Here is an 18,331-nt window from a genome sequence, read left to right as displayed (position 1 = left end):
GAATAGCCAGTTTCCAAACCCACGCGGGGCCCTGCTCTAATTCCAGACTTGGGGGTCCCACAGATATGGCAGAACGGTGCCCACCCCCCCTCAGCAGCCGACGAGCACCGGGATTATGTTCCGATCAGACCCAAAGGGGTGAGGCAGGGACTGCCGAGCCGCCGATTGGGGACAAAGCAATCAAAGGAACCTCGGTCGACAGATAAGTGTTTCGTGAAAATGCTCTAACCATTCGCCCGGAGGCCGGGCTCCTACAATACCGTTGCGTTCTGCGCCGCCAGCAGTTCGTAACTGCGCAGCCGGTGCTCGAAATCATGGGTGACCGTAACGATGCCGATTTCATCGGTGCCGTAACGCTCACCCAGTGCCAACAGGCGCGCCTGGCACTGCTGCGGTGAACCGCACACCACCGAGGCCAGGGTCTGGTCAAAGTATGCCTGATCAGATGGTCCAAGTTTTGTTTTTAAATCAAGCGATTCGCTGGGGGACTTAATTGTATCCCGCACCCCGTGACGAAAGGCTTTTACCTTCCAGTACACCTGGGAGGCCGCCAGGTACTCCGCCTCCTCCTGTGTGTCCGCACAGACTGCCGCCACCGCGATCAGTGTCTCAGGGTCACCTTCGTGACCCGCCTCACGCCAGGCGTTCTGGTAGTCATGCACTATGCTCACAGGCCTGTCTTCGGGGCCAATAAAGAGCGCCAGCGCCATCTTCATGCCAACCTGGCCCGCCAGTGCCGCACTGCCGCCGCTGGACCCCAGCATCCAGAGCTCGGGACAGGGTGATTCATCCGGCATGACCTGCAGATCGTGGTACGGATGATGATCCGGTATGCTGCGGGTCAGAAAGCCTTTTAGCAGCGCCGCCTGCTGGGCGTAGTGATCCTCCCGCGCCTGGGCGTAGGGGTACGCCAGCGCATGACTGGCCAGCCCATCACCGCCCGGCGCCCGGCCGATGCCCAGATCGATACGCCCGGGAAACAGCGTTTCCAGCAGCTTGAACTGTTCGGCCACCTTGTAGGGGCTGTAATGGGGCAGCATGACACCGCCGCTGCCCACGCGCATGCGTTCGGTAATACTGGCGATATGGCTGATCAGAATCTCGGGGCTGGGGCCGGCAAAGTTAACGCTATTATGATGCTCTGCCACCCAGTAGCGGGCATAGCCGGCCCGTTCACAGGCCTGAGCCAGCCTGGCGGAAAGCGCCACGGCGGACAGCGGTTGCGCCTTGCCGGGAACCGGCGACTGGTCGATAACGGTGAGTTTGAGTGTCATAGCGCGGTAAACCTGAATCCTTTAACTGGTAAACCCCGGCGCGCGGCTGCTGTGTCGGAACCCGGCACCCAGGCCACAGGGGTAGACAAGGCTAAACCAGTCGGTCGGTTTTGGCCACGCCGCGCGGGTGAAAACCTGGAAACCGCTCCTGTTTTACCGGCGCCGCCATACAAGAATGGCTGCTGGCACCGCCAGAAGGCTGTACACCAGGACGTAGCAAAAACTGGCCGGCCCCGAGTGCCCGACCAGTTCGATTGCCAGCCCCGCTTCCAGCCAGGACCAGAGCGGCATCAGCAACAGCGTTAGCAGCAGAGCCAGCGGGATCAGTGCCAGTAATACCGCCAGCCATTTGAAACAAACGCCGGCCCTGATCATTCGACACCCGCACAGGGGGGCTCGGGCATCTTCAGGCTCAGGCTGTAATAGGTGTAGGGTTTGCCACCCACATGGGGCAGCGGCACCCACCAGAGTAGCCAGTCGGCGGCATATTTACGCACCCTGACCGGCACCGCAGGCCCGTCACAGTTGGGGGTACTCAAACTGACGCTGTGCACACGATCAGCCCAGCGGGGAATCCAGCGCGCCTGCGCCTCGAAGCACGTCTGCCAGGCGCTGCGCCCGGCTGTCGAACCCATTGCAGCCTGCTCGGCCACATTACAGTCCCCCACCTGCGGATGGACAAGGCGCACGAAGTTGTACTGGCTGTCCGTACGCCCACGGGCCAATTCAAGTCCCATTGCATCCCGCAGGATAACATCGGCGCCGGGAACAAAGCCCCTAATGCCCTGCTCCTTGTCCGCCGCCAGCCGCAGCGTGATCGAGAAAGCCCCGTGGGTGGTGCCATGCCAGTAGCCGTACCCCAGCACCAGGGCCACAACAAGCCCCAGTACGAACAGCACCCGCAGCATACTCAGTCCCCGCCACAGCTGCTGCAACCGCTGCCACTGTCGGCACCGCAACCCGCGCCACCACAGCCTGAGCCGCAGCCGATATGACCGGCACAGTAGGCAGCGGCATTACGCGCCTTGCAGTCCAGCGCATAGTGAAAGCCATCCGGTATGGCCAGCTGTGCATCCAGGGCAAACAACAGCGACAAATGCTGCGGTGAGCCCGGCGCGATGCGCTCGCGCTGACACGACAGTTTCCAGGCGCGCTTGATACCCTCCGGCGCCACCGTGGCAGAGCGCATGGCCTCGGCGGGACAATGGTGCAAAAAGCGCCCGAAGGCCCGCTCACAGAACGCCTGGTACTGGCGGGTATGAAGTATGAATTCGTGCCAGGCACTATCGACGGCCTGGGATGGCATCGATACCAGGCGGCCACCGGAGGCGTGGCACAGATGGAAGTACTCCCGCAATCCGGCCAGTACCTGGTGGCTCTGCGCCTCGCTCAGGTGGGGGTATTGGCCGGAAATTTTCGGCCGGAGCATGCCGGGCAAGGGGTAACGGTCAATCAGGCGGGTACGGCGGCTGCGGCGATAACGCCGATAAAAATGCCAGAGAACAAGGCCGGCACACAGCAGTAGCAGCCCAGGGACGAGTTGATCCATCACCGTCTGTAGCCATTTTCAGGGGACAGGAGTTTCAGCATAGCCCGGCTATGTGCCAGCCGTCACCCCGGCCCGTCAACCGGGGTGGGACATTTCGGACAACTTGTGCACCAGCATTTTCAGAATATGGCGCCTTGTGATAACGCCGATCACCCGGCGCTGTGCGTCCAGCACGGGATAGGATTTGGGTTTCTGATGGGGCACGGGGCTTAGCATCTGCCGGGCCAGATCCAGCGGATGATCCGCCAGCGACACCGTCAGCACGTCGGTGCGCATGATGTCACGCACATTGGCGACCCGCTGATTGTGATAGACCACCTGAATGGTGACCTGCAGGCACTCCTGCTCGGAAATCCAGCCCACCAGCTCGCGATTTTCGTTTACCACGGGGCCGCCCAGCATGGCCTTCTGGATAAGTTTTGCCGATGCCTCATCCACCTGCATATCGGGCGTGATGATGGCAAAGTCGGTGCTCATGTACTCACGGATCGAACCTGAATCCATCGCTCTACCCTCAATCTGGTATATCTCGAATCAACCGGGAGAGATGCCTGCCCGGCCATGGCAGTGACTCCGGTGGCATTGCATGTTCCGCACAAAGGCAGCACAGACAGCGCCGAAACCGCACCTGCCAGCAACACTCAAGCCACCCGAAACCTGTTTTACGCACAGCAGGTTCTGGCTCAAGCCCCTGTTAAAACATAGCCCATGGCCTGCAAAACGGCTGCTACTCAGGTCCCCCGTGGTGTGCGCTTTGGGTTACACTCCCGTCTGGCCGTTGTCGGGCGGCCGTTTCAGCAAAGCAAGGAGCCCGCGTGCAGCACGTTATTTCGGTTAAAAACATCAACAAGACCTATGCATCCGGATTTACCGCACTGCATGACGTCAGCCTCGATATCCGCCGCGGCGAGATCTTTGCGTTGCTGGGCCCCAACGGGGCCGGCAAGACCACCCTGATCAGCATTATCTGCGGTATCGTCAACGCCACCCGTGGCACCGTCAGCGCCGACGGCCATGATATCAAGACCGATTACCGCGCCGCCCGCAGCAAGATCGGGCTGGTACCCCAGGAGCTGGCCACCGATGCCTTCGAAAGCGTACTGGCGACGGTAAAATTCAGCCGCGGCCTGTTTGGCAAGGGGCCCAACCCCGCCTATATCGAACAGCTGCTGCGCCAGCTTTCCCTCTGGGAAAAGCGGGATTCGCGCATCATGGCGCTGTCCGGCGGCATGAAGCGCAGGGTCATGATCGCCAAGGCTCTGTCCCACGAACCCGCCATTCTGTTTCTCGACGAACCCACCGCCGGCGTCGATGTGGAGCTGCGCCGGGACATGTGGAACATGGTTCGCGGGTTGCAGGAAACGGGGGTGACCATCATTCTCACTACCCATTACATCGAAGAGGCCGAAGAAATGGCCGACCGCATCGGTGTCATCAACAAGGGGCGGCTGGTCTTGGTGGACGACAAAACGGCTCTGATGGAAAAGCTCGGTACCAAACAGCTGAGCCTGCACCTGCAAACACCGCTGGACGCCCTGCCGGCCTCCCTCGCACCCTTCAACCTTGAGCTCAGTGCAGACGGTCAGCATCTCACCTACAGCTTCGACGCCCAGCACGAAAACACCGGTATCACCGAACTGATGCGGGCCCTGAGCGCCCAGGGGCTGGATTTCAAGGACCTGCACTCCAAACAGAGCTCACTGGAAGAAATCTTCGTCAACCTGGTGAGGGAACAGGCATGAATTTTTACGGCATAGCCGCGATCTATAAATTCGAGATGGCGCGAACCGGCCGCACCCTGATGCAGAGCATCGCCTCGCCGGTACTGTCGACATCGCTGTATTTCATCGTTTTTGGCACCGCCATAGGTGCACGCATGGGCGACATCGACGGCATCAGCTATGGCGCCTTTATTATCCCGGGTCTGCTGATGCTGTCGCTGCTGAGCGAGAGTATTTCCAATGCCTCCTTTGGCATCTTCTTTCCCAAGTTCTCCGGCACCATCTACGAGGTGCTGTCGGCGCCGGTCTCGCCCGTTGAAATCGTTGCCGGCTACGTAGGGGCTGCTGCCAGCAAGTCGATTATCCTCGGGCTGCTGATTCTTGCCACCTCGCGGCTGTTTGTTGATTACAGCATTGAGCATCCTGTCTGGATGCTGGCCTTTCTGGTACTCACCGCCATCACCTTCAGCCTGTTTGGCTTTGCCATTGGCATCTGGGCGGACGACTTTCAGAAACTGCAGATTATTCCGCTGATGGTCATCACGCCGCTCACCTTTCTGGGCGGAGCCTTTTATTCCATCAACATGCTGCCAGAGCCCTGGCAGAGCCTGACGCTGTTCAATCCCGTGGTATACCTGATCAGCGGCTTTCGCTGGTCGTTTTATGGTGTATCCGATGTGAACATCATCCTGAGCCTGTCGATGACACTGGTATTCATGGCATTGTGCATGGCCGTTATCGGCTGGATCTTTCGCACCGGCTATCGCATCAAGCCCTGAGCCGGCTATCCAGAACTCGGTGCACCAGGCAACCTGAGATCTGCGCGCCCCCCCTTCACAACAGATTAGGGGTTGTGGCGCACATAGGCTTCGCCGTTCCAGCGATACAGCGGGAAGGCCGCGAAGCCCGGACCGCCAACTTCAATATCGGGCCAGCCCTGATGGCCCGTCTCCCTGATCACCGGGATACCCACCGCTTCGACAAGAATCCGCCAGCCGCTCGGCTCCCGGGTCAGCAACACAAAGTACTGCGCCGTATTGCCATAACAGAACAGACTGCTTTCAGTCACCCAGGCCTCATGCTGACCATCGCCGTTCAGATCCGCCAGCTCCGCCTTGCCGGGCTGATAGGACAGGGTGACGGGTTCTTCACTACAGCGCTGATACTGGCCATTGCCGGCCAGACTAAAACCCGCGGCATTAAACAGCGCCCCCTCTTCACTGGCGGACAAGCCCTCAACAATACTGCCGCCCCGCACCGGCCCGACCGCCAGCAGGGACACCGTCGTCACCAAGGCTGCGGCCAGCGTCAACAATCCTGTATCGCCGGCCCCTATTAACCAACGTCGACTGAGTTTCATGACAACTACTCCCCTTGCCCTGAATGGGCCCGCTGGGGCAACACTGCTGGACAGCAATGCTGAAACAGCCCACACCCGTTCGCTGCCCTTAAGTATGGCTGCCTGTCCTCTGGCTTCAAGCATCTGCCAGGCACCCTTGATGTAATAAAGCAGACAGACAGCACTCTGTGACACGCCGTCTGTGATAAACAATGAAATCGCCACAGACAGTCTCACAGGCGCCCGAGAACGTATAACGCAGCGCAACATAAATGTCTCTTAAGACCGACAGAATGGGTTATATCAACCTGGGCACTTCACAAACGAGCATTCAATAATGCAGCTAAAATCAGAAAAAACTGCAACTTTATGAATAATTGACGGTATTAATACGATTGTTTAACTTTCATGGGGCAGTGAAAAATAAAGCACTACAAAAATTTGTGCAGGTGCGTTATAACATCCAATACATCGACACTGCCGTGCGCCAAAATCACAGTCCCAGGGACAGGTAAAAACCATGAAACCAGCTCTTAGCTCTTTTGACGGCCAGATAAAAGCGCCGACGTTCGCCCCGCGCCACTCAGGGCCATGCAACGCCATGAGCGGCCTTCTGGCGGCAGCTATCCTTGTCACAGCCGCCATTGCAACCCCGGCCCTGGCAGCAGGTGAAAAGACCGACAATAATGCAGCCTCTGTCGCGGCCCTGCCTGCAATAGGTGCGGACATCAAGCGCACCTCAGTGTCGGGGCTGTCATCCGGCGCCTTCATGACCTCGCAGCTGTATGTGGCCTACTCCGACATTATGGTAGGTGCAGGCATCATCGCCGGCGGCCCCTATCTGTGCGCCAAGTCCTGGTCACTGAGCCCGCTGGTCATTAATGCCACCACCAGCTGCATGAACCCGCTCACCCCTGCGGTCGGCCCCAATACACCGCTGCTGGTAAAGCTCAGCCAGGCACTGCAAGAGACCGGCGACATTGCTCCGCTGGACAACCTGAAAGACGATCACCTCTACATCTTCAGCGGCCAGAAAGACAAGACCGTGACCACCACTGTGGTTGATCAGACCGAAAAATACTTCGAAGCCATCGGGGTTCCAGCCAGTGCCATCCAGTACGACACCAGCGTCGCCGCCGGCCATGCCATCATCACCAACAGCAGCCAGGACAGCGACTGCCCGGTGACAGCCGCACCCTATATCAATGACTGCAACTTCGAGCAGTCGACCCGCATTCTCGATCAGATTTATCCCAACATGAAAGCGCCGGCCACCTTGTTGAGCAGCGCCGTGCTGGCATTTGATCAGTCCGCCTTTCTGGACTCCAAAACCACCAGCATGAGTGACACGGCCTACGCCTATATCCCGGCCACCTGCCAGGCGGGCAAGCAATGCGCAGTACATGTGGTGTTTCACGGCTGCAAGCAGGGCGCTGCGGTGATTGGCGACAAGTATTATGCCGACACCGGCTACAACTATATGGCCGAGGCCAATGACCTGATCATGCTCTACCCCCAGGTACAGCCATCCAATGGCGCGCCGCTGAACCCCGAGGGTTGCTGGGATTTCTGGGGCTACTCATCCCCAACCGACGCGCAGCCGGATTTCTATTCGCGCAAGGCGCCGCAGATTAGCGCCGTGTACCGCATGATCGAACGTCTTTCCCAACCCCGTGCCCTTTGAGACACACCTTAAAAATAACAGGAGACCTGTGATGACCCAAACCACACCGCTGATAGACCCTAACCTGACCGATGCCTTGCAGCACTGGAATCAGTACTGCGCCGAGAGCCGACAGAACGCCCTCATCCTGCTGAATGCCATCACACCGCTGAAGGATCAGATTCAGGTCACCGGGCAGTTACTGGAAAGCGCCCAGAAGACCAACTGGCTGGAAGCAAGCACCAAGTTCACCGACCCGACGACACTGGCCGGTGCTTTCGGTGAGCTGGCGGATATCCAGATCGCGGCTCTGGGCAAAATGCAGGAGGGGTACAGCGCCTTTCTGAAAACCGCCCAGGCATCGGGCGATCAGTTAAGCAAGCTGGGCAAGGATGTCGACTCCCCCCAGGCACTGCTGGCCGCAAGCCTTGAGACCAGCCTGAATATACTGAAGCAGTACGAAGCCGATGCCACTGAAGAGGCCAGCAGCATGAGCACCATCCAGGCGGCCTACCGCGCCTGGCTGCAGAAAAATCTGCTGGCCCTCGGCGGCGCCTGAGCCAGGCCACAGAGCCTGGGCCGCCCGGCCCAGGCTTTCTTATTTTCTTATTCAGTCGGCGACTGTTCGGCTGCTGCCAGTCTCAGGGCCAGACGTCCCCTGCGGTACAGTCCGCCACATGCAGCACATTGTTGCGGGCATCATTGGGGATATACACCTGGTTAACGGCGGATTTGGCGTAGGTCATCTGTTTGCACTGCGCACTCTGGCCCGGCCCCACCACGAGTTTTGCACCCACTTTAAGGGTACAGGCGCTCATGCGATCCAGCTCGCTCCAGGACGGGCAGATACTGTTATCCTCGCGGTACTGCAGGCGCGGCCCCTCGGGCATCTGAAACGACCACCAGCTACCGTAACGGGTATAGTCCCGCGCACTGTCCCACACCCGATACACGGTGACCGGCTGCTGGGCTATGAGTACCTGGCCTGCACAGAGTTCACCGGCGCCACTGGCCCCCAGAGCCTCCTGCAGCAAGGCATCATCCGATACCACCGCAAGACCCGGCGGCGGACTCTTGATCTCGCCAACACAGGCCACACCATCAATACCTGCAAGTGCCGCGGGCTCCGGCTGTTTATCGGCACTGTCGAAACCGGCACAGCCGGTCAGCAACAGCAGCAGCCCAATTCCCGCGCCTCGCAGCACGCGTCCTTGTATTCTCATGTCGAACTCCTTTTCTTGCAGATAGATAATGGAAGGCAAAATGTAGCCTGCGCTGCCGATACCGACGCGCCAACAGCCTGGCAGGGTCAGCGAACAGAAGCACTGAGCCGAAACAAGGTTACAAGGCCGGCCCTGGAAATCAAGCCTCGCTCAGGCCGTATTTTTTGATTTTACGGTGCAGTGTCGAGCGGCTGATGCCCAGTGCCTGGGCGGCACGCAGCACCACCCAGCGATGTTGACGCAGTGTCGCCAGAATGCGGGCGCGCTCATCCTGCTCAGCGCTCGCAACAGACTCATTCCCTAGCACAGCGGTACCCAGCGACATCAGCCGATCCGGTGGCAGCTGACCCGTCGATGGCCCGTTCTGCGACGAAATTGCTGCATCGGTCAGACTGGCAGACCCCATACCCGGCTCGCCGGGCGCCTGCGGAAAAACCTCATCCGGCAGATCGGTAATGCGCAGGGCACGGCCGTCACACATGCACAGCGCAAATTGCAGCGCGTTTCTAAGCTGGCGGATATTACCTGGCCAGTGATAGGCCCCCAGCACCTGCAGCGCAGGTTCATCGATCTGTATGGATTCGGATTCTCGCAGCTGCGAGAAGACCTTTTCGATCAGGGCCTGTCGGTCCTGACGGTCACGCAGCGCCGGCAGGCCAATGCGGACACCGCTGATGCGGTAGTACAGATCCTCGCGAAACTCGCCCAGGCTCACGGCTTCGATCAGATCCCGGTGGGTGGCGCAGATCACATGCAGATCAACTGCGACCGGCTTGATCTGACCCAAGGGCGTGATCTCCCGTTCCGCCAGTACCCGCAACAGGCGCGCCTGCAGCATTAATGGCATATCGCCTATTTCATCCAGAAACAGGGTGCCGCCGTTACTGGCCTCGATCTTGCCGACCTTGCCACCTTTCAGCCCGCCGGTAAAAGTACCGGCGCTGTAGCCAAAGAGCTCGCTTTCGATAAGAGATTCCGGGATAGCGGCGCAGTTGAGCGTAACGAAAGGCTTGTCATGTCGCATGCTGCTGGCATGAATCGCCCGGGCCCAGACTTCCTTGCCGGTACCGGTCTCGCCCTGCAGTAAGATGCAGATATCGCGATTCAGCACCCGGTGACAGATATCCGCATTGCGCTGCAAGGAGGGATCCGTGCCAGCGGCCTGATAAAGCGGTGAGTCGAGGTTGGCGCGAGGCGTTGTACCCGATACGGCCGGTGCCACTGACACAGGCGCCCGCCGCGTTTCACCCGCCAGGCGCATCAGCCAACAGCTATTGCTGCCGCCAGGCTGCAGCGACCAGGGCGCACGCTGCACCTCATCAAGCGTCGCTCCGGTCAGGGCCGCCAGCCCCTGCCCGACGATCAAACAGCGCTCAGGCACACCCAGCTGCATAAGCGCCGCCGAGGTCGCCCCCAGTATCCAGCCGGAATCATTCACCGCCAGCAGCGCATTGGACTGACTGGCATCGGCCAGGGGTGAGCTGACCAGTGCCAGCACCTGATGGCGGGCAAAGGCATAGCGAAACATCGACGCTTCGATCTGATCGGCGGTATCGCACACCAGATTCAACGCCAGCCCCTGGCCGATCTTGTCACCCTGGGCATAGGTCGAGATATCCAGCGCGCCTATAATGTTGCCATCGGGTGCAATCAACGGTGCCGTGGAACAGCTGAAACGCTGCAACTCGCGGCCAAAGTGCTCACCGGCATAAACGGTCAGCGCCTCACCGGTAGCCAGGCAGGTCCCCAGACCGTTGGTGCCAACCAGGTTTTCAGTCCATACAGTGCCCAGACTCAACCCTTTCTCGGCCAGCTCCTGGCCACGGTTCGAATCGATATATTCGCGCAGGACTATGCCGCTGGCATCGGTGACCAGTACACAGTAACCGGAATTTCCACCCAGATAACGCAGGCGCTCAAACACGGGTTCAGCCGAATGCAGCAGGCTGTCCTGCAGGCTGCGGGCCTCGCGTACTTCGCTATCGCTCAGGCGCGGAGCTCTCAGGTTACGGCCCGGATCCAGCTGGTAATCTTCAATACAGCGCTGCCAGGATCCGACTATTTCGGGGCCCGCCTGCTCAGGTGCGCTGCGCTGCGGAGCAGCCTGGGGATGGTTTCGCGGAGAATTACGGCTAGTCATGGGAGGTTTGGACTTTTCCCGTCAGTTTATTGTTGTTATCAGGCCCATCATAGGCTGGCCGTCCGTCTGATGTCCACTTGCCCGCGGGCAGCAGTGCGACACTGTCACCCTATTGTTGCGACACCGCAATGGAACAGTTCGTCGCATTGCACAACCCGCGACCCGACTCCAAGCCCCGGACGCCCCCTACCCGCTGCCGCCCCCTGACTTGGTTCGGTTCTTGCTGCGAGCTCAGATAATGCGCTTGCGATTGAAGCGCAGACTTCATGCAACAAGAAGAAGAGGCCCGCCCATGAACAGCCCCCTGAACATTCTCATCGCCCACCGCTCGCCGCTGTACCGCCGCGGCCTGGAACTCGTCCTGGAGCAACAGGGCATTCACTACCAGAGCCGCCACTGCGACACCTTTCGCGACCTGTCGCAGCACTGGCTCAGCGCCAGGGGCCATAGCCTGCTGCTACTGGATGACAGCCTGCCGGGCCTGTCCTGCCTGTGCAAACTGACCGACCTGGTGGAACAGCATGCAGCCCCGGTACTGCTGTGCAGCGCCGTTACCGACAGGGCCCTGATCGCAAAATTTCGCCGCAGCGGTGTGCGCGGCCTGCTTCCCGCCGCCATGCAGGCGGCGCATCTGGTGGCCGCGCTAACACAACTGCATGAAACTGACAGCTGGATCCAGCCCACGCTGGCGCCGCCGCGACCGCAATTGAGCCCGCCTTCGCTGCACCGCCTCACCGCAACGGAAATGCGCGTGCTGCACTCCCTCGGCGATGGCCTGGCCAACAAGCAGATTGCCGACAGCCTCAACCTCAGCGTGCATACCGTAAAAACCCATATGAGCAATATCTTTCGCAAGCTCGATGTCAGCAACCGCACCCGCCTGGTCATGAGTCTGCAGCAGATACGACTGTCCGCCTGACCTCTGCATGTCCTTTTCGCTTTTCCTTGCACCTTGCGACTTGCCCCTTGCCCTTTGCTCCAGAGATGAGCCTTCTGTCCGTCCTGCCCATGCGCCCGAAAACTGTGTCAGCGGGCGCGACAGTCTGTGTCAGGGCTGCGGCAGCCGTCGCGACAGCCTGTACCAGCGCTCTCAATAAAAACTCGAACCTCTCCATAAATAATAGAGAAAACAGTGAGTTATAAAACTGGCACGGTGGTTGCTCTACCTATTACAGGCATCAGGCGTGCACCTGAGCTGACACCGAACATCAAGAATAAAAGGAGTGGTTTCCATGAAGCCCAGCAAAGAACAACAACTCTGGATGTACGAGCACATGCTCCTCAGCCGCTACTTTGAGGAATCCATCGAAACCATCTACATGGAAGGCAAGACACCTGCGTTCAACATGGCCAAAGGGCCTATTCCCGGCGAGATGCACCTGTCCAACGGCCAGGAACCCTGCGCCGTGGGTGTCTGCGCTCACCTCAATGCCGCCGATGTCGTCACCTCCACCCACCGTCCACACCATGTTGCCATCGCCAAGGGCGTGGACCTGGATCGCATGACCGCAGAGATCTTCGGCAAGAAAACGGGTCTGTCGGGCGGTCGCGGCGGCCATATGCACATCTTCGATGCGGCGGTGAACTTCTCCTGCTCCGGCATCATTGCCCAGGGCATGGGGCCGGCCGTCGGCGCTGCCCTGTCACGCCAGATGCAGCAAAAGGACGGCGTTGCCGTGGCCTTTCTAGGTGAAGGCGCCGCCAACCAGGGTGCCTTCCACGAGACCCTGAACCTGGCCGCGGTCTGGAAACTGCCGGTGGTGTTCGTCATCGAAGACAACGCCTGGGGCATCTCGGTTTCCAAGAGCGCCTCCACTGCTATCGAGCGCAACTCTCAGCGCGCCGCCGCCTACGGCATGCCCGGGCACTTTGTTCCCGGCAACGACCCACTGGCGGTGTTCGAGGCCGCCGGTGAAGCCATAGAACGCGCCCGCCGTGGCGAGGGGCCAAGCCTGATCGAAATCGAAACCTACCGCCTGGCCGGCCACTTTATGGGTGACGCTGAAGGCTATCGTCCCGAGGGCGAGAAAGACGCCCTCTTTGCCAAGGATCCGATTCCCAAACTGCGCGCGCACCTGCACGCCCAGTACGGCTGGACCGACAGCGACGATGCAGCTCTGGTGACACGCTGCAACGCCCGGGTCGACAGCGCCATTGCCTTCGCCCGGGACAGTGCCTACCCGGCACCGGAAGAAGCCATGGAAAAGGTTTTTGTGTAATCCGGCCTTTACGTTGAACTTGCCCGGAACCATGGCGCAAGAATTCCCCTATTCCAAGAACAAGAGGAGCAGCAAATGACTGTTGCCACTAAAGAACGCAAGCTCACCATTGCCCGGGCCATGGCAGAAGCCATCGCCCAGGAAATGCGCATCGACGAAAAAGTATTCGTCATGGGTGAGGATGTAGGCACGCTCGGCGGTGTCTTTGGTAACACCCGCGGCCTGCACGAAGAATTCGGTTCAGTGCGTGTACGCGATACACCTATCTCCGAAACCGCCTTTATGGGGGCCGCCGTGGGCGCCGCCTCCGATGGCATGCGCCCGATCGTCGAACTGATGTTTGTCGACTTCTTCGGCGTCTGCTTTGATGCCATCTATAACCTGATGGCCAAAAACACCTATTTTTCCGGCGGTGAAACCCCGGTGCCGGTGGTACTGATGACCTCCACCGGTGGCGGCTACAGCGATGGCGGCCAGCATTCCCAGTGCCTGCATGCCACCTTCGCCCACCTGCCGGGCATGAAGGTCGTTGCGCCCTCCAACGCCTACGATGCCAAGGGACTGATGACCGCCGCCATTCGCGACAACAACCCGGTGATCTTCATGTTCCACAAGGCGCTGCAGGGCATGGGCTGGCTGGGCACCGAGAAGGACGCCATCGTCCATGTACCTGAAGAAGCCTACGAAGTGCCCATCGGCAAGGCCGCGATAGTACGTGAAGGCAGCGATGTCACCATCGTCGGCATTACCTCAGGCGTGCACCACGGCCTCAAGGCCGCCCGTACGCTTGCCGAACGCGGCATCAGTGCGGAAGTGGTAGATCTGCGCTCCCTGGTGCCGCTGGACCGCGACACCGTGCTGGCGTCGGTACGCAAGACCGGTCGACTGATCGTGGTGGATGAGGATTACCACAGCTACGGCATGAGCGCCGAGATCATCAGCAGCGTGGCGGAACAGGGTGTGACGCTGAAAGCCCCGCCCCAGCGCGTAGCCTACCCCGACATCCCGATTCCCTTTACGCCGGTGATGGAGCAGTGGGCCTTGCCCAGCCCCGAAAAGATCATCGCTGCGTTTGAAAAAATGCAAAAAATGGAGACCCGCTAAGATGAGTATTGAAGTCCGTGTGCCCGAAACCCTGTGGGAAGAAGACAGTGAAGCGGTCATTACCGCCTGGCTGGCCAGTGAAGGCGGCGACGTGCAGCAGGGCGATGTGATCGCCGAGCTGATGGTGCAGAAAATTCAGTACGAACTGGAAGCACCCGCCAGCGGCACCCTGCAGATCCTCAAGGATGTCGACGATGTCATCGCCAAGGGCGAACTGATCGGTCATATCGGCTGAAAGAGCCCGTAAAACGATGCGCGGAGGTCAGGCAAGCCTGGCACCCGCGCCGGAGAATAATAATGTCCACCAGCACAGTCGAGGCCCAGAGCCTCAACGTCATACCGCTACGCGGTGTGCGCGGCATGATCGCCGACAATATGCGCAAAAGCCTCGATGAGGCTGCACAGTTGAGCCACCATGCCGACTGCGATGCCACGGCACTGTTTGAAACCAAGGTGCGCCTGGCCGAACAGGGCATCAAGGTATCGATTGAAGACCTGATCGCCCAGGCGCTGATCAGCACCCTGGCCCGACACCCCGATGTGAACGGCCGCGTCGAGGGCCGGGAAATCCAGCTCAATCCTGCGGTACATCTGAGTTTTGCCATGGCACTGCCCGGCAACCTGCTGGTCGCACCCACCCTGTTCAATGCCGACAGTCAGTCGCTGATAGAGCGCAGCGATGCACGCCGCGCGCTACAGACCCGTGCCCGCAGCGGCAAGCTCAGCGTACCTGAGATGACCGGTGGCACCTTTACCATCAGCAACCTCGGCCTGTCCCGGGTGCGCCACTTCACCCCCATCGTCAACCTGCCCCAGATCGCGATTCTGGGCATCGGCGAAACCCGCCTCAAGCCCTGGGTCATGCCAGAGGGTCAGATCAGCGTGCGTCGCATTATGGGGCTGTCGCTGAGTTTTGATCACCGCGCGCTGGACGGCGGCCCCGCCGGCGCCTTTCTCAGCGATCTGTGCGACCAGATCGAACAGGGGTGAATCCCATGATCAGCCCGATGCCTGCAACACCCGAAAACACAGCCACTCAGCCCGTGCTCAGCCCTGAGGAAGGCCTGAAGCAGGAGCTGGCATTGCTCGAGCGTGTGGTGCAGGGCCAGCAAAGCTCAGGTGTTTTTCTGTGGCGCTGCGAACCCTGCCTGGTGGTGCCGCGCAGCCTGTGCCGCAGGCCTGGGTTCGACCAGGCCAGTGTGGCCATGCAGGCCCAGGGCTGGCCCGTGGTGGTACGGGACACCGGTGGCGATCTTACGCCCCAGGCACCCGGGCTGATCAATATCGCCATCGCCTTTCGCCAGCGCCGCACGCCGGGGGCCATTCGCGACAGCTACCTGCGCCTGTGTCAGCCCCTGATTGAAAGCCTGGCGAGTCTGGGGATTGAAGCCTACTGCGCCTCGGTGGAAGGCGCTTTCTGCAACGGCGATTACAACCTGGTGGTGGAGGGCCGCAAGCTCGCCGGCACCGCCCAGCGCTGGCGCAAGGTGGCAAGCCACACGGGGGCCGCCGCGGACGAATTCGCCGTACTGGCCCATGCCGTGATCCTGTGTGACGAGAGCCTTGGGGCACTCTGGGCCGCTGGCAACAATTTCTATCAGGCATGCGACATGCCTGATCGCATAGACCCCGCGCTGCACGTATCCCTGGCCGAATTGCTGCCAGGCAGTACGGAAAATCTGATCCAGCACAGCCTGCAGCGCTTCAGCGCTTGCCTGCAAAGCTGAATCCGCAGACAGAACCTAACGACCCACAAAAACAACAACACGACAGGCGCGTCGGCTCTTCGGCCAGACGCCACCTGAAGGAGGCTCCATGAACAAGAATAAAACCGCAGTTCCCAGCCCCAACCTGAGCCGTCGCCGCTTTCTGGCGCGCAGCACAGTCGCCGCAGTGGGCGCAGGTGCCCTTGGCAGCGCCCTGCTGTCACCGGCGGCCTGGGCCGCCAGTGCCATTGGCGATCATGCCAGCACGACCCTGCTGCGCATGGCGCGGGACGTTTTCCCCCACGACAGCCTGGAAGATAAATATTACGCCCAGGTGATGAGTCCGCTGGCCGAACAGGCGGCAAAGGACAGCGATCTGCAGACTCTGCTCAAGGACGGCGTTGCAGCCCTGGATGAACAGGCGAAAAAACGTTTTGGCAAAGTCTACCTGGAGGTTGCCACCGAAGCCGACCGCGTCACGATTCTCAAGGCGCTGCAAGACAGCCCCTTTTTCCAGAAGATCAAGGGCGATCTGATGATGGGCATCTACAACAACCAGGAACTCTGGCCCCGCTTTGGCTATGGCGGTTCGGCCTGGGAAAAAGGCGGTTATGTGAACCGCGGCTTTGACGAAAACGACTGGATTGAGGGAGTCTGAGCATGACAACTACATTTGATCTCAATGACGACAGCCTGGTCGTCATCATAGGCTCAGGCGCCGGCGGCGGCACCCTGGCCAACGAACTGGCCCAGAAAGGCATCAAATCGGTGGTGCTTGAAGCCGGCAAGCGTTTCAAGATGGACGACATCGAAAATGACGAGTGGAAGATGTTCGGCAAGATATCCTGGCTCGACAAGCGCTACGTCGAAGGCCCTGCGCGCCTGGCAAAGGACTTCCCCAACCTGCCCGCCTGGATCGTCAAGGGCGTGGGCGGCGCAACTGTGCACTGGGCCGGGGTTGCCATGCGTTTTCAGGAACACGAGTTCAAGATGAAGACCCTCAATGGCGTGATCCCCGGCGCCAATGTGCTCGACTGGCCCGTCACACTGAAGGAAATGGAGCCTTATTACGTCAAGGCCGAGCTGAAAATGGGTGTCTGCGGTACCGAAGCCACCGGCATGCCCTACCACCGCAAGAGCAGCCATTATCAGGTGGTGGCGGAAGGTGCCAAACGCATAGGCGCCAACTGCGAACAGGCCAAGCTCGCCATCAACACCGAAGTACGTGACGGCCGACCGGCCTGCCAGGTGGCGGGCTTCTGCATGCAGGGCTGCAAGATAGGCGCCAAATGGTCGACCATGTACACCGAAATTCCCAAGGCCGAAGCCACCGGCAATGTGGAGGTACGGCCGCAATCCATGGTGCTGCGCATCGAACACGACAAGACCGGCAAGGTCACAGGCGTGCTCTATGCCGACAAGGACGGCAACCAGCAGCTGCAGAAAGCCCGCCTGGTCGCGGTGGCCGGCAACTCCATCGAGTCACCGCGCATGCTGCTCAACTCCGCCTCCAGCCTGTTCCCCGACGGCCTGGCCAACGGCTCCGGTCAGGTCGGCCAGAACTACATGACCCACACCACCGGCGGTGTTTACGCCGAATTTGAAAAACCCGTGCACATGTACAAAAGCACCGTAGTGCCTGGCATCGTCAAGGAGTGGCAGAACAATGACCCGAGCCGTGGCCATGTGGCGGGGTACGAACTGGAAATCCTGCATCTGGGTCTGCCCTTCATGTCGGCCTTCATGAAGCCCGGCAAGGGCGGCTGGGGCCGTGAACTGGCCGACTCCCTGGCCAACTACGACAACATGGCGGGCTTCTGGATCTGTGGCGAAGACATGGCGGTGGAATCCAACAACATCACCCTGCATCCCACGGAGAAAGACCAGTACGGCCTGCCGGTGCCTGTGGTGTACAAGACCGACCATATCAACGACACCCGCATGCGCAACCATGCCTATGACCGTTCCAAGGAGCTGTTCGACTCCATCGGTGCCCTCAAGGTCAACAACCTGCCACCCTACCCGGCCAGCCACAACATGGGCACCAACCGCATGAGCGAGCATGCCCGTGATGGTGTAGTGAACCGCTGGGGCCAGAGCCACGAGATCAGCAACCTGTTCGTCTCCGATGGCAGCCAGTTCACCTCCAGCGGCACTGAAAACCCGACCCTCACCATCGTCGCCCTCGCGATCCGCCAGGCCGATTACATCGCCGAACAGATGAAAAAACAGCTGATTTAACACCCGACCTTCCAGGTCATCTTGGCGCGCACTCCACGCGCCCTTTTTATCACCGGGTGCGCCGCCAGCCGCTGCGCGGCGCACCCATAACCCCCAAACCCGGACAGCTGAACGCCTGCGATGAACATCACAGGCGCAGCTCTCCACGCCCG

The 18,331-nt window shown here is 60.1% G+C and carries 20 protein-coding genes; 12 read left to right on the top strand and 8 right to left on the bottom strand.

All coding sequences use genetic code 11. From position 1 onward, the window contains the following. Positions 1 to 251 precede the first annotated feature (251 nt). From A8C75_RS10330 to A8C75_RS10310, 5 genes are all read right to left on the bottom strand, one after another. Positions 252 to 1,274, bottom strand: a complete 1,023-nt coding sequence (locus tag A8C75_RS10330; RefSeq protein ID WP_067381659.1) for an LLM class flavin-dependent oxidoreductase — start codon at positions 1,272 to 1,274, stop codon at positions 252 to 254. Between the two features lie 153 nt (positions 1,275 to 1,427). Next, the gene (locus A8C75_RS10325) at positions 1,428 to 1,649 is read right to left on the bottom strand and encodes a hypothetical protein (RefSeq protein WP_067381656.1); all 222 of its coding nucleotides are present in this window, start codon (positions 1,647 to 1,649) and stop codon (positions 1,428 to 1,430) included. Next, positions 1,646 to 2,182, bottom strand: coding sequence for a hypothetical protein (locus tag A8C75_RS10320; RefSeq protein WP_067381653.1), 537 nt, complete (start codon positions 2,180 to 2,182; stop codon positions 1,646 to 1,648). The genes A8C75_RS10325 and A8C75_RS10320 overlap by 4 nt, the downstream gene beginning before the upstream one ends. A gap of 2 nt (positions 2,183 to 2,184) precedes the next feature. Beyond that, complete coding sequence (locus A8C75_RS10315; protein WP_067381650.1) at positions 2,185 to 2,823, bottom strand: glycine-rich domain-containing protein; 639 nt, start codon at positions 2,821 to 2,823, stop codon at positions 2,185 to 2,187. Positions 2,824 to 2,898: 75 nt separating this feature from the next. Continuing rightward, the gene (locus A8C75_RS10310; protein ID WP_067381647.1) at positions 2,899 to 3,327 is read right to left on the bottom strand and encodes a CBS domain-containing protein; all 429 of its coding nucleotides are present in this window, start codon (positions 3,325 to 3,327) and stop codon (positions 2,899 to 2,901) included. Positions 3,328 to 3,638: 311 nt separating this feature from the next. On the opposite strand from A8C75_RS10310, the gene A8C75_RS10305 reads away from it, so the two are divergent. Next, positions 3,639 to 4,565, top strand: a complete 927-nt coding sequence (locus A8C75_RS10305) for an ABC transporter ATP-binding protein (protein WP_067381644.1) — start codon at positions 3,639 to 3,641, stop codon at positions 4,563 to 4,565. Then, positions 4,562 to 5,323, top strand: a complete 762-nt coding sequence (locus tag A8C75_RS10300; RefSeq protein ID WP_067381641.1) for an ABC transporter permease — start codon at positions 4,562 to 4,564, stop codon at positions 5,321 to 5,323. Before A8C75_RS10305 ends, A8C75_RS10300 begins: the two co-directional genes overlap by 4 nt. 65 nt (positions 5,324 to 5,388) lie before the next feature. Here A8C75_RS10300 and A8C75_RS10295 read toward each other — a convergent pair whose 3' ends face one another. Next, a complete protein-coding gene (locus A8C75_RS10295; protein WP_157890260.1) occupies positions 5,389 to 5,904 on the bottom strand; it encodes a hypothetical protein in 516 nt (171 codons plus the stop codon). 580 nt (positions 5,905 to 6,484) lie between these two features. On the opposite strand from A8C75_RS10295, the gene A8C75_RS10290 reads away from it, so the two are divergent. Together A8C75_RS10290 and A8C75_RS10285 are read left to right on the top strand one after the other, a co-directional pair. After that, positions 6,485 to 7,567 carry an extracellular catalytic domain type 2 short-chain-length polyhydroxyalkanoate depolymerase gene (locus A8C75_RS10290; protein ID WP_227819884.1) on the top strand — a complete coding sequence of 361 codons (1,083 nt, stop codon included), beginning with the start codon at positions 6,485 to 6,487 and terminating at the stop codon, positions 7,565 to 7,567. A gap of 31 nt (positions 7,568 to 7,598) precedes the next feature. Next, on the top strand, positions 7,599 to 8,105 hold the full coding sequence (locus A8C75_RS10285; RefSeq protein ID WP_067381636.1) for a hypothetical protein: 507 nt from the start codon (positions 7,599 to 7,601) through the stop codon (positions 8,103 to 8,105). Between the two features lie 82 nt (positions 8,106 to 8,187). On the opposite strand, the gene A8C75_RS10280 is transcribed toward A8C75_RS10285, so the two are convergent. Together A8C75_RS10280 and A8C75_RS10275 are read right to left on the bottom strand one after the other, a co-directional pair. Continuing rightward, positions 8,188 to 8,769, bottom strand: coding sequence for a hypothetical protein (locus A8C75_RS10280; protein WP_067387179.1), 582 nt, complete (start codon positions 8,767 to 8,769; stop codon positions 8,188 to 8,190). Between the two features lie 139 nt (positions 8,770 to 8,908). After that, the gene (locus A8C75_RS10275) at positions 8,909 to 10,909 is read right to left on the bottom strand and encodes a sigma-54-dependent Fis family transcriptional regulator (RefSeq protein ID WP_067381633.1); all 2,001 of its coding nucleotides are present in this window, start codon (positions 10,907 to 10,909) and stop codon (positions 8,909 to 8,911) included. Positions 10,910 to 11,201: 292 nt separating this feature from the next. On the opposite strand from A8C75_RS10275, the gene A8C75_RS10270 reads away from it, so the two are divergent. From A8C75_RS10270 to A8C75_RS10235, 8 genes are all read left to right on the top strand, one after another. After that, entirely contained in the window at positions 11,202 to 11,828 is a 627-nt protein-coding gene (locus A8C75_RS10270) for a helix-turn-helix transcriptional regulator (RefSeq protein WP_067381630.1), read from the top strand. A gap of 313 nt (positions 11,829 to 12,141) precedes the next feature. Continuing rightward, a complete protein-coding gene (locus A8C75_RS10265) occupies positions 12,142 to 13,128 on the top strand; it encodes a thiamine pyrophosphate-dependent dehydrogenase E1 component subunit alpha (protein WP_067381627.1) in 987 nt (328 codons plus the stop codon). Positions 13,129 to 13,203: 75 nt separating this feature from the next. After that, the gene (locus tag A8C75_RS10260; protein ID WP_084783955.1) at positions 13,204 to 14,232 is read left to right on the top strand and encodes an alpha-ketoacid dehydrogenase subunit beta; all 1,029 of its coding nucleotides are present in this window, start codon (positions 13,204 to 13,206) and stop codon (positions 14,230 to 14,232) included. A gap of 1 nt (position 14,233) precedes the next feature. Then, a complete protein-coding gene (locus A8C75_RS10255; RefSeq protein ID WP_067381624.1) occupies positions 14,234 to 14,467 on the top strand; it encodes a biotin/lipoyl-containing protein in 234 nt (77 codons plus the stop codon). A gap of 62 nt (positions 14,468 to 14,529) precedes the next feature. Continuing rightward, entirely contained in the window at positions 14,530 to 15,222 is a 693-nt protein-coding gene (locus A8C75_RS10250; RefSeq protein ID WP_067381621.1) for a 2-oxo acid dehydrogenase subunit E2, read from the top strand. Between the two features lie 5 nt (positions 15,223 to 15,227). Continuing rightward, positions 15,228 to 15,959: a lipoate--protein ligase family protein gene (locus A8C75_RS10245; RefSeq protein ID WP_227819883.1), complete on the top strand. Its 732-nt coding sequence runs from the start codon at positions 15,228 to 15,230 to the stop codon at positions 15,957 to 15,959. 88 nt (positions 15,960 to 16,047) lie between these two features. Further along, entirely contained in the window at positions 16,048 to 16,596 is a 549-nt protein-coding gene (locus A8C75_RS10240; RefSeq protein WP_067381618.1) for a gluconate 2-dehydrogenase subunit 3 family protein, read from the top strand. A gap of 2 nt (positions 16,597 to 16,598) precedes the next feature. After that, positions 16,599 to 18,179, top strand: coding sequence for a GMC family oxidoreductase (locus A8C75_RS10235; protein ID WP_067381615.1), 1,581 nt, complete (start codon positions 16,599 to 16,601; stop codon positions 18,177 to 18,179). Positions 18,180 to 18,331 lie beyond the last annotated feature (152 nt).

This window comes from Marinobacterium aestuarii (assembly GCF_001651805.1).
GTDB lineage: Bacteria > Pseudomonadota > Gammaproteobacteria > Pseudomonadales > Balneatricaceae > Marinobacterium_A > Marinobacterium_A aestuarii.
Note: the sequence above shows the minus strand (reverse complement) of the source record. Positions and strands in the feature narration are given on the sequence as shown.

Coding starts and splice junctions, on each gene's coding strand:
- A8C75_RS10330 (WP_067381659.1), bottom strand. CDS start 1,274: ATGACACTCAAACTCACCGTTATCGACCAGTCGCCGGTTCCCGGCAAG.
- A8C75_RS10325 (WP_067381656.1), bottom strand. CDS start 1,649: ATGATCAGGGCCGGCGTTTGTTTCAAATGGCTGGCGGTATTACTGGCA.
- A8C75_RS10320 (WP_067381653.1), bottom strand. CDS start 2,182: ATGCTGCGGGTGCTGTTCGTACTGGGGCTTGTTGTGGCCCTGGTGCTG.
- A8C75_RS10315 (WP_067381650.1), bottom strand. CDS start 2,823: ATGGATCAACTCGTCCCTGGGCTGCTACTGCTGTGTGCCGGCCTTGTT.
- A8C75_RS10310 (WP_067381647.1), bottom strand. CDS start 3,327: ATGGATTCAGGTTCGATCCGTGAGTACATGAGCACCGACTTTGCCATC.
- A8C75_RS10300 (WP_067381641.1), top strand. CDS start 4,562: ATGAATTTTTACGGCATAGCCGCGATCTATAAATTCGAGATGGCGCGA.
- A8C75_RS10295 (WP_157890260.1), bottom strand. CDS start 5,904: ATGAAACTCAGTCGACGTTGGTTAATAGGGGCCGGCGATACAGGATTG.
- A8C75_RS10290 (WP_227819884.1), top strand. CDS start 6,485: ATGAGCGGCCTTCTGGCGGCAGCTATCCTTGTCACAGCCGCCATTGCA.
- A8C75_RS10285 (WP_067381636.1), top strand. CDS start 7,599: ATGACCCAAACCACACCGCTGATAGACCCTAACCTGACCGATGCCTTG.
- A8C75_RS10280 (WP_067387179.1), bottom strand. CDS start 8,769: ATGAGAATACAAGGACGCGTGCTGCGAGGCGCGGGAATTGGGCTGCTG.
- A8C75_RS10275 (WP_067381633.1), bottom strand. CDS start 10,909: ATGACTAGCCGTAATTCTCCGCGAAACCATCCCCAGGCTGCTCCGCAG.
- A8C75_RS10270 (WP_067381630.1), top strand. CDS start 11,202: ATGAACAGCCCCCTGAACATTCTCATCGCCCACCGCTCGCCGCTGTAC.
- A8C75_RS10265 (WP_067381627.1), top strand. CDS start 12,142: ATGAAGCCCAGCAAAGAACAACAACTCTGGATGTACGAGCACATGCTC.
- A8C75_RS10260 (WP_084783955.1), top strand. CDS start 13,204: ATGACTGTTGCCACTAAAGAACGCAAGCTCACCATTGCCCGGGCCATG.
- A8C75_RS10255 (WP_067381624.1), top strand. CDS start 14,234: ATGAGTATTGAAGTCCGTGTGCCCGAAACCCTGTGGGAAGAAGACAGT.
- A8C75_RS10250 (WP_067381621.1), top strand. CDS start 14,530: ATGTCCACCAGCACAGTCGAGGCCCAGAGCCTCAACGTCATACCGCTA.
- A8C75_RS10245 (WP_227819883.1), top strand. CDS start 15,228: ATGATCAGCCCGATGCCTGCAACACCCGAAAACACAGCCACTCAGCCC.
- A8C75_RS10240 (WP_067381618.1), top strand. CDS start 16,048: ATGAACAAGAATAAAACCGCAGTTCCCAGCCCCAACCTGAGCCGTCGC.
- A8C75_RS10235 (WP_067381615.1), top strand. CDS start 16,599: ATGACAACTACATTTGATCTCAATGACGACAGCCTGGTCGTCATCATA.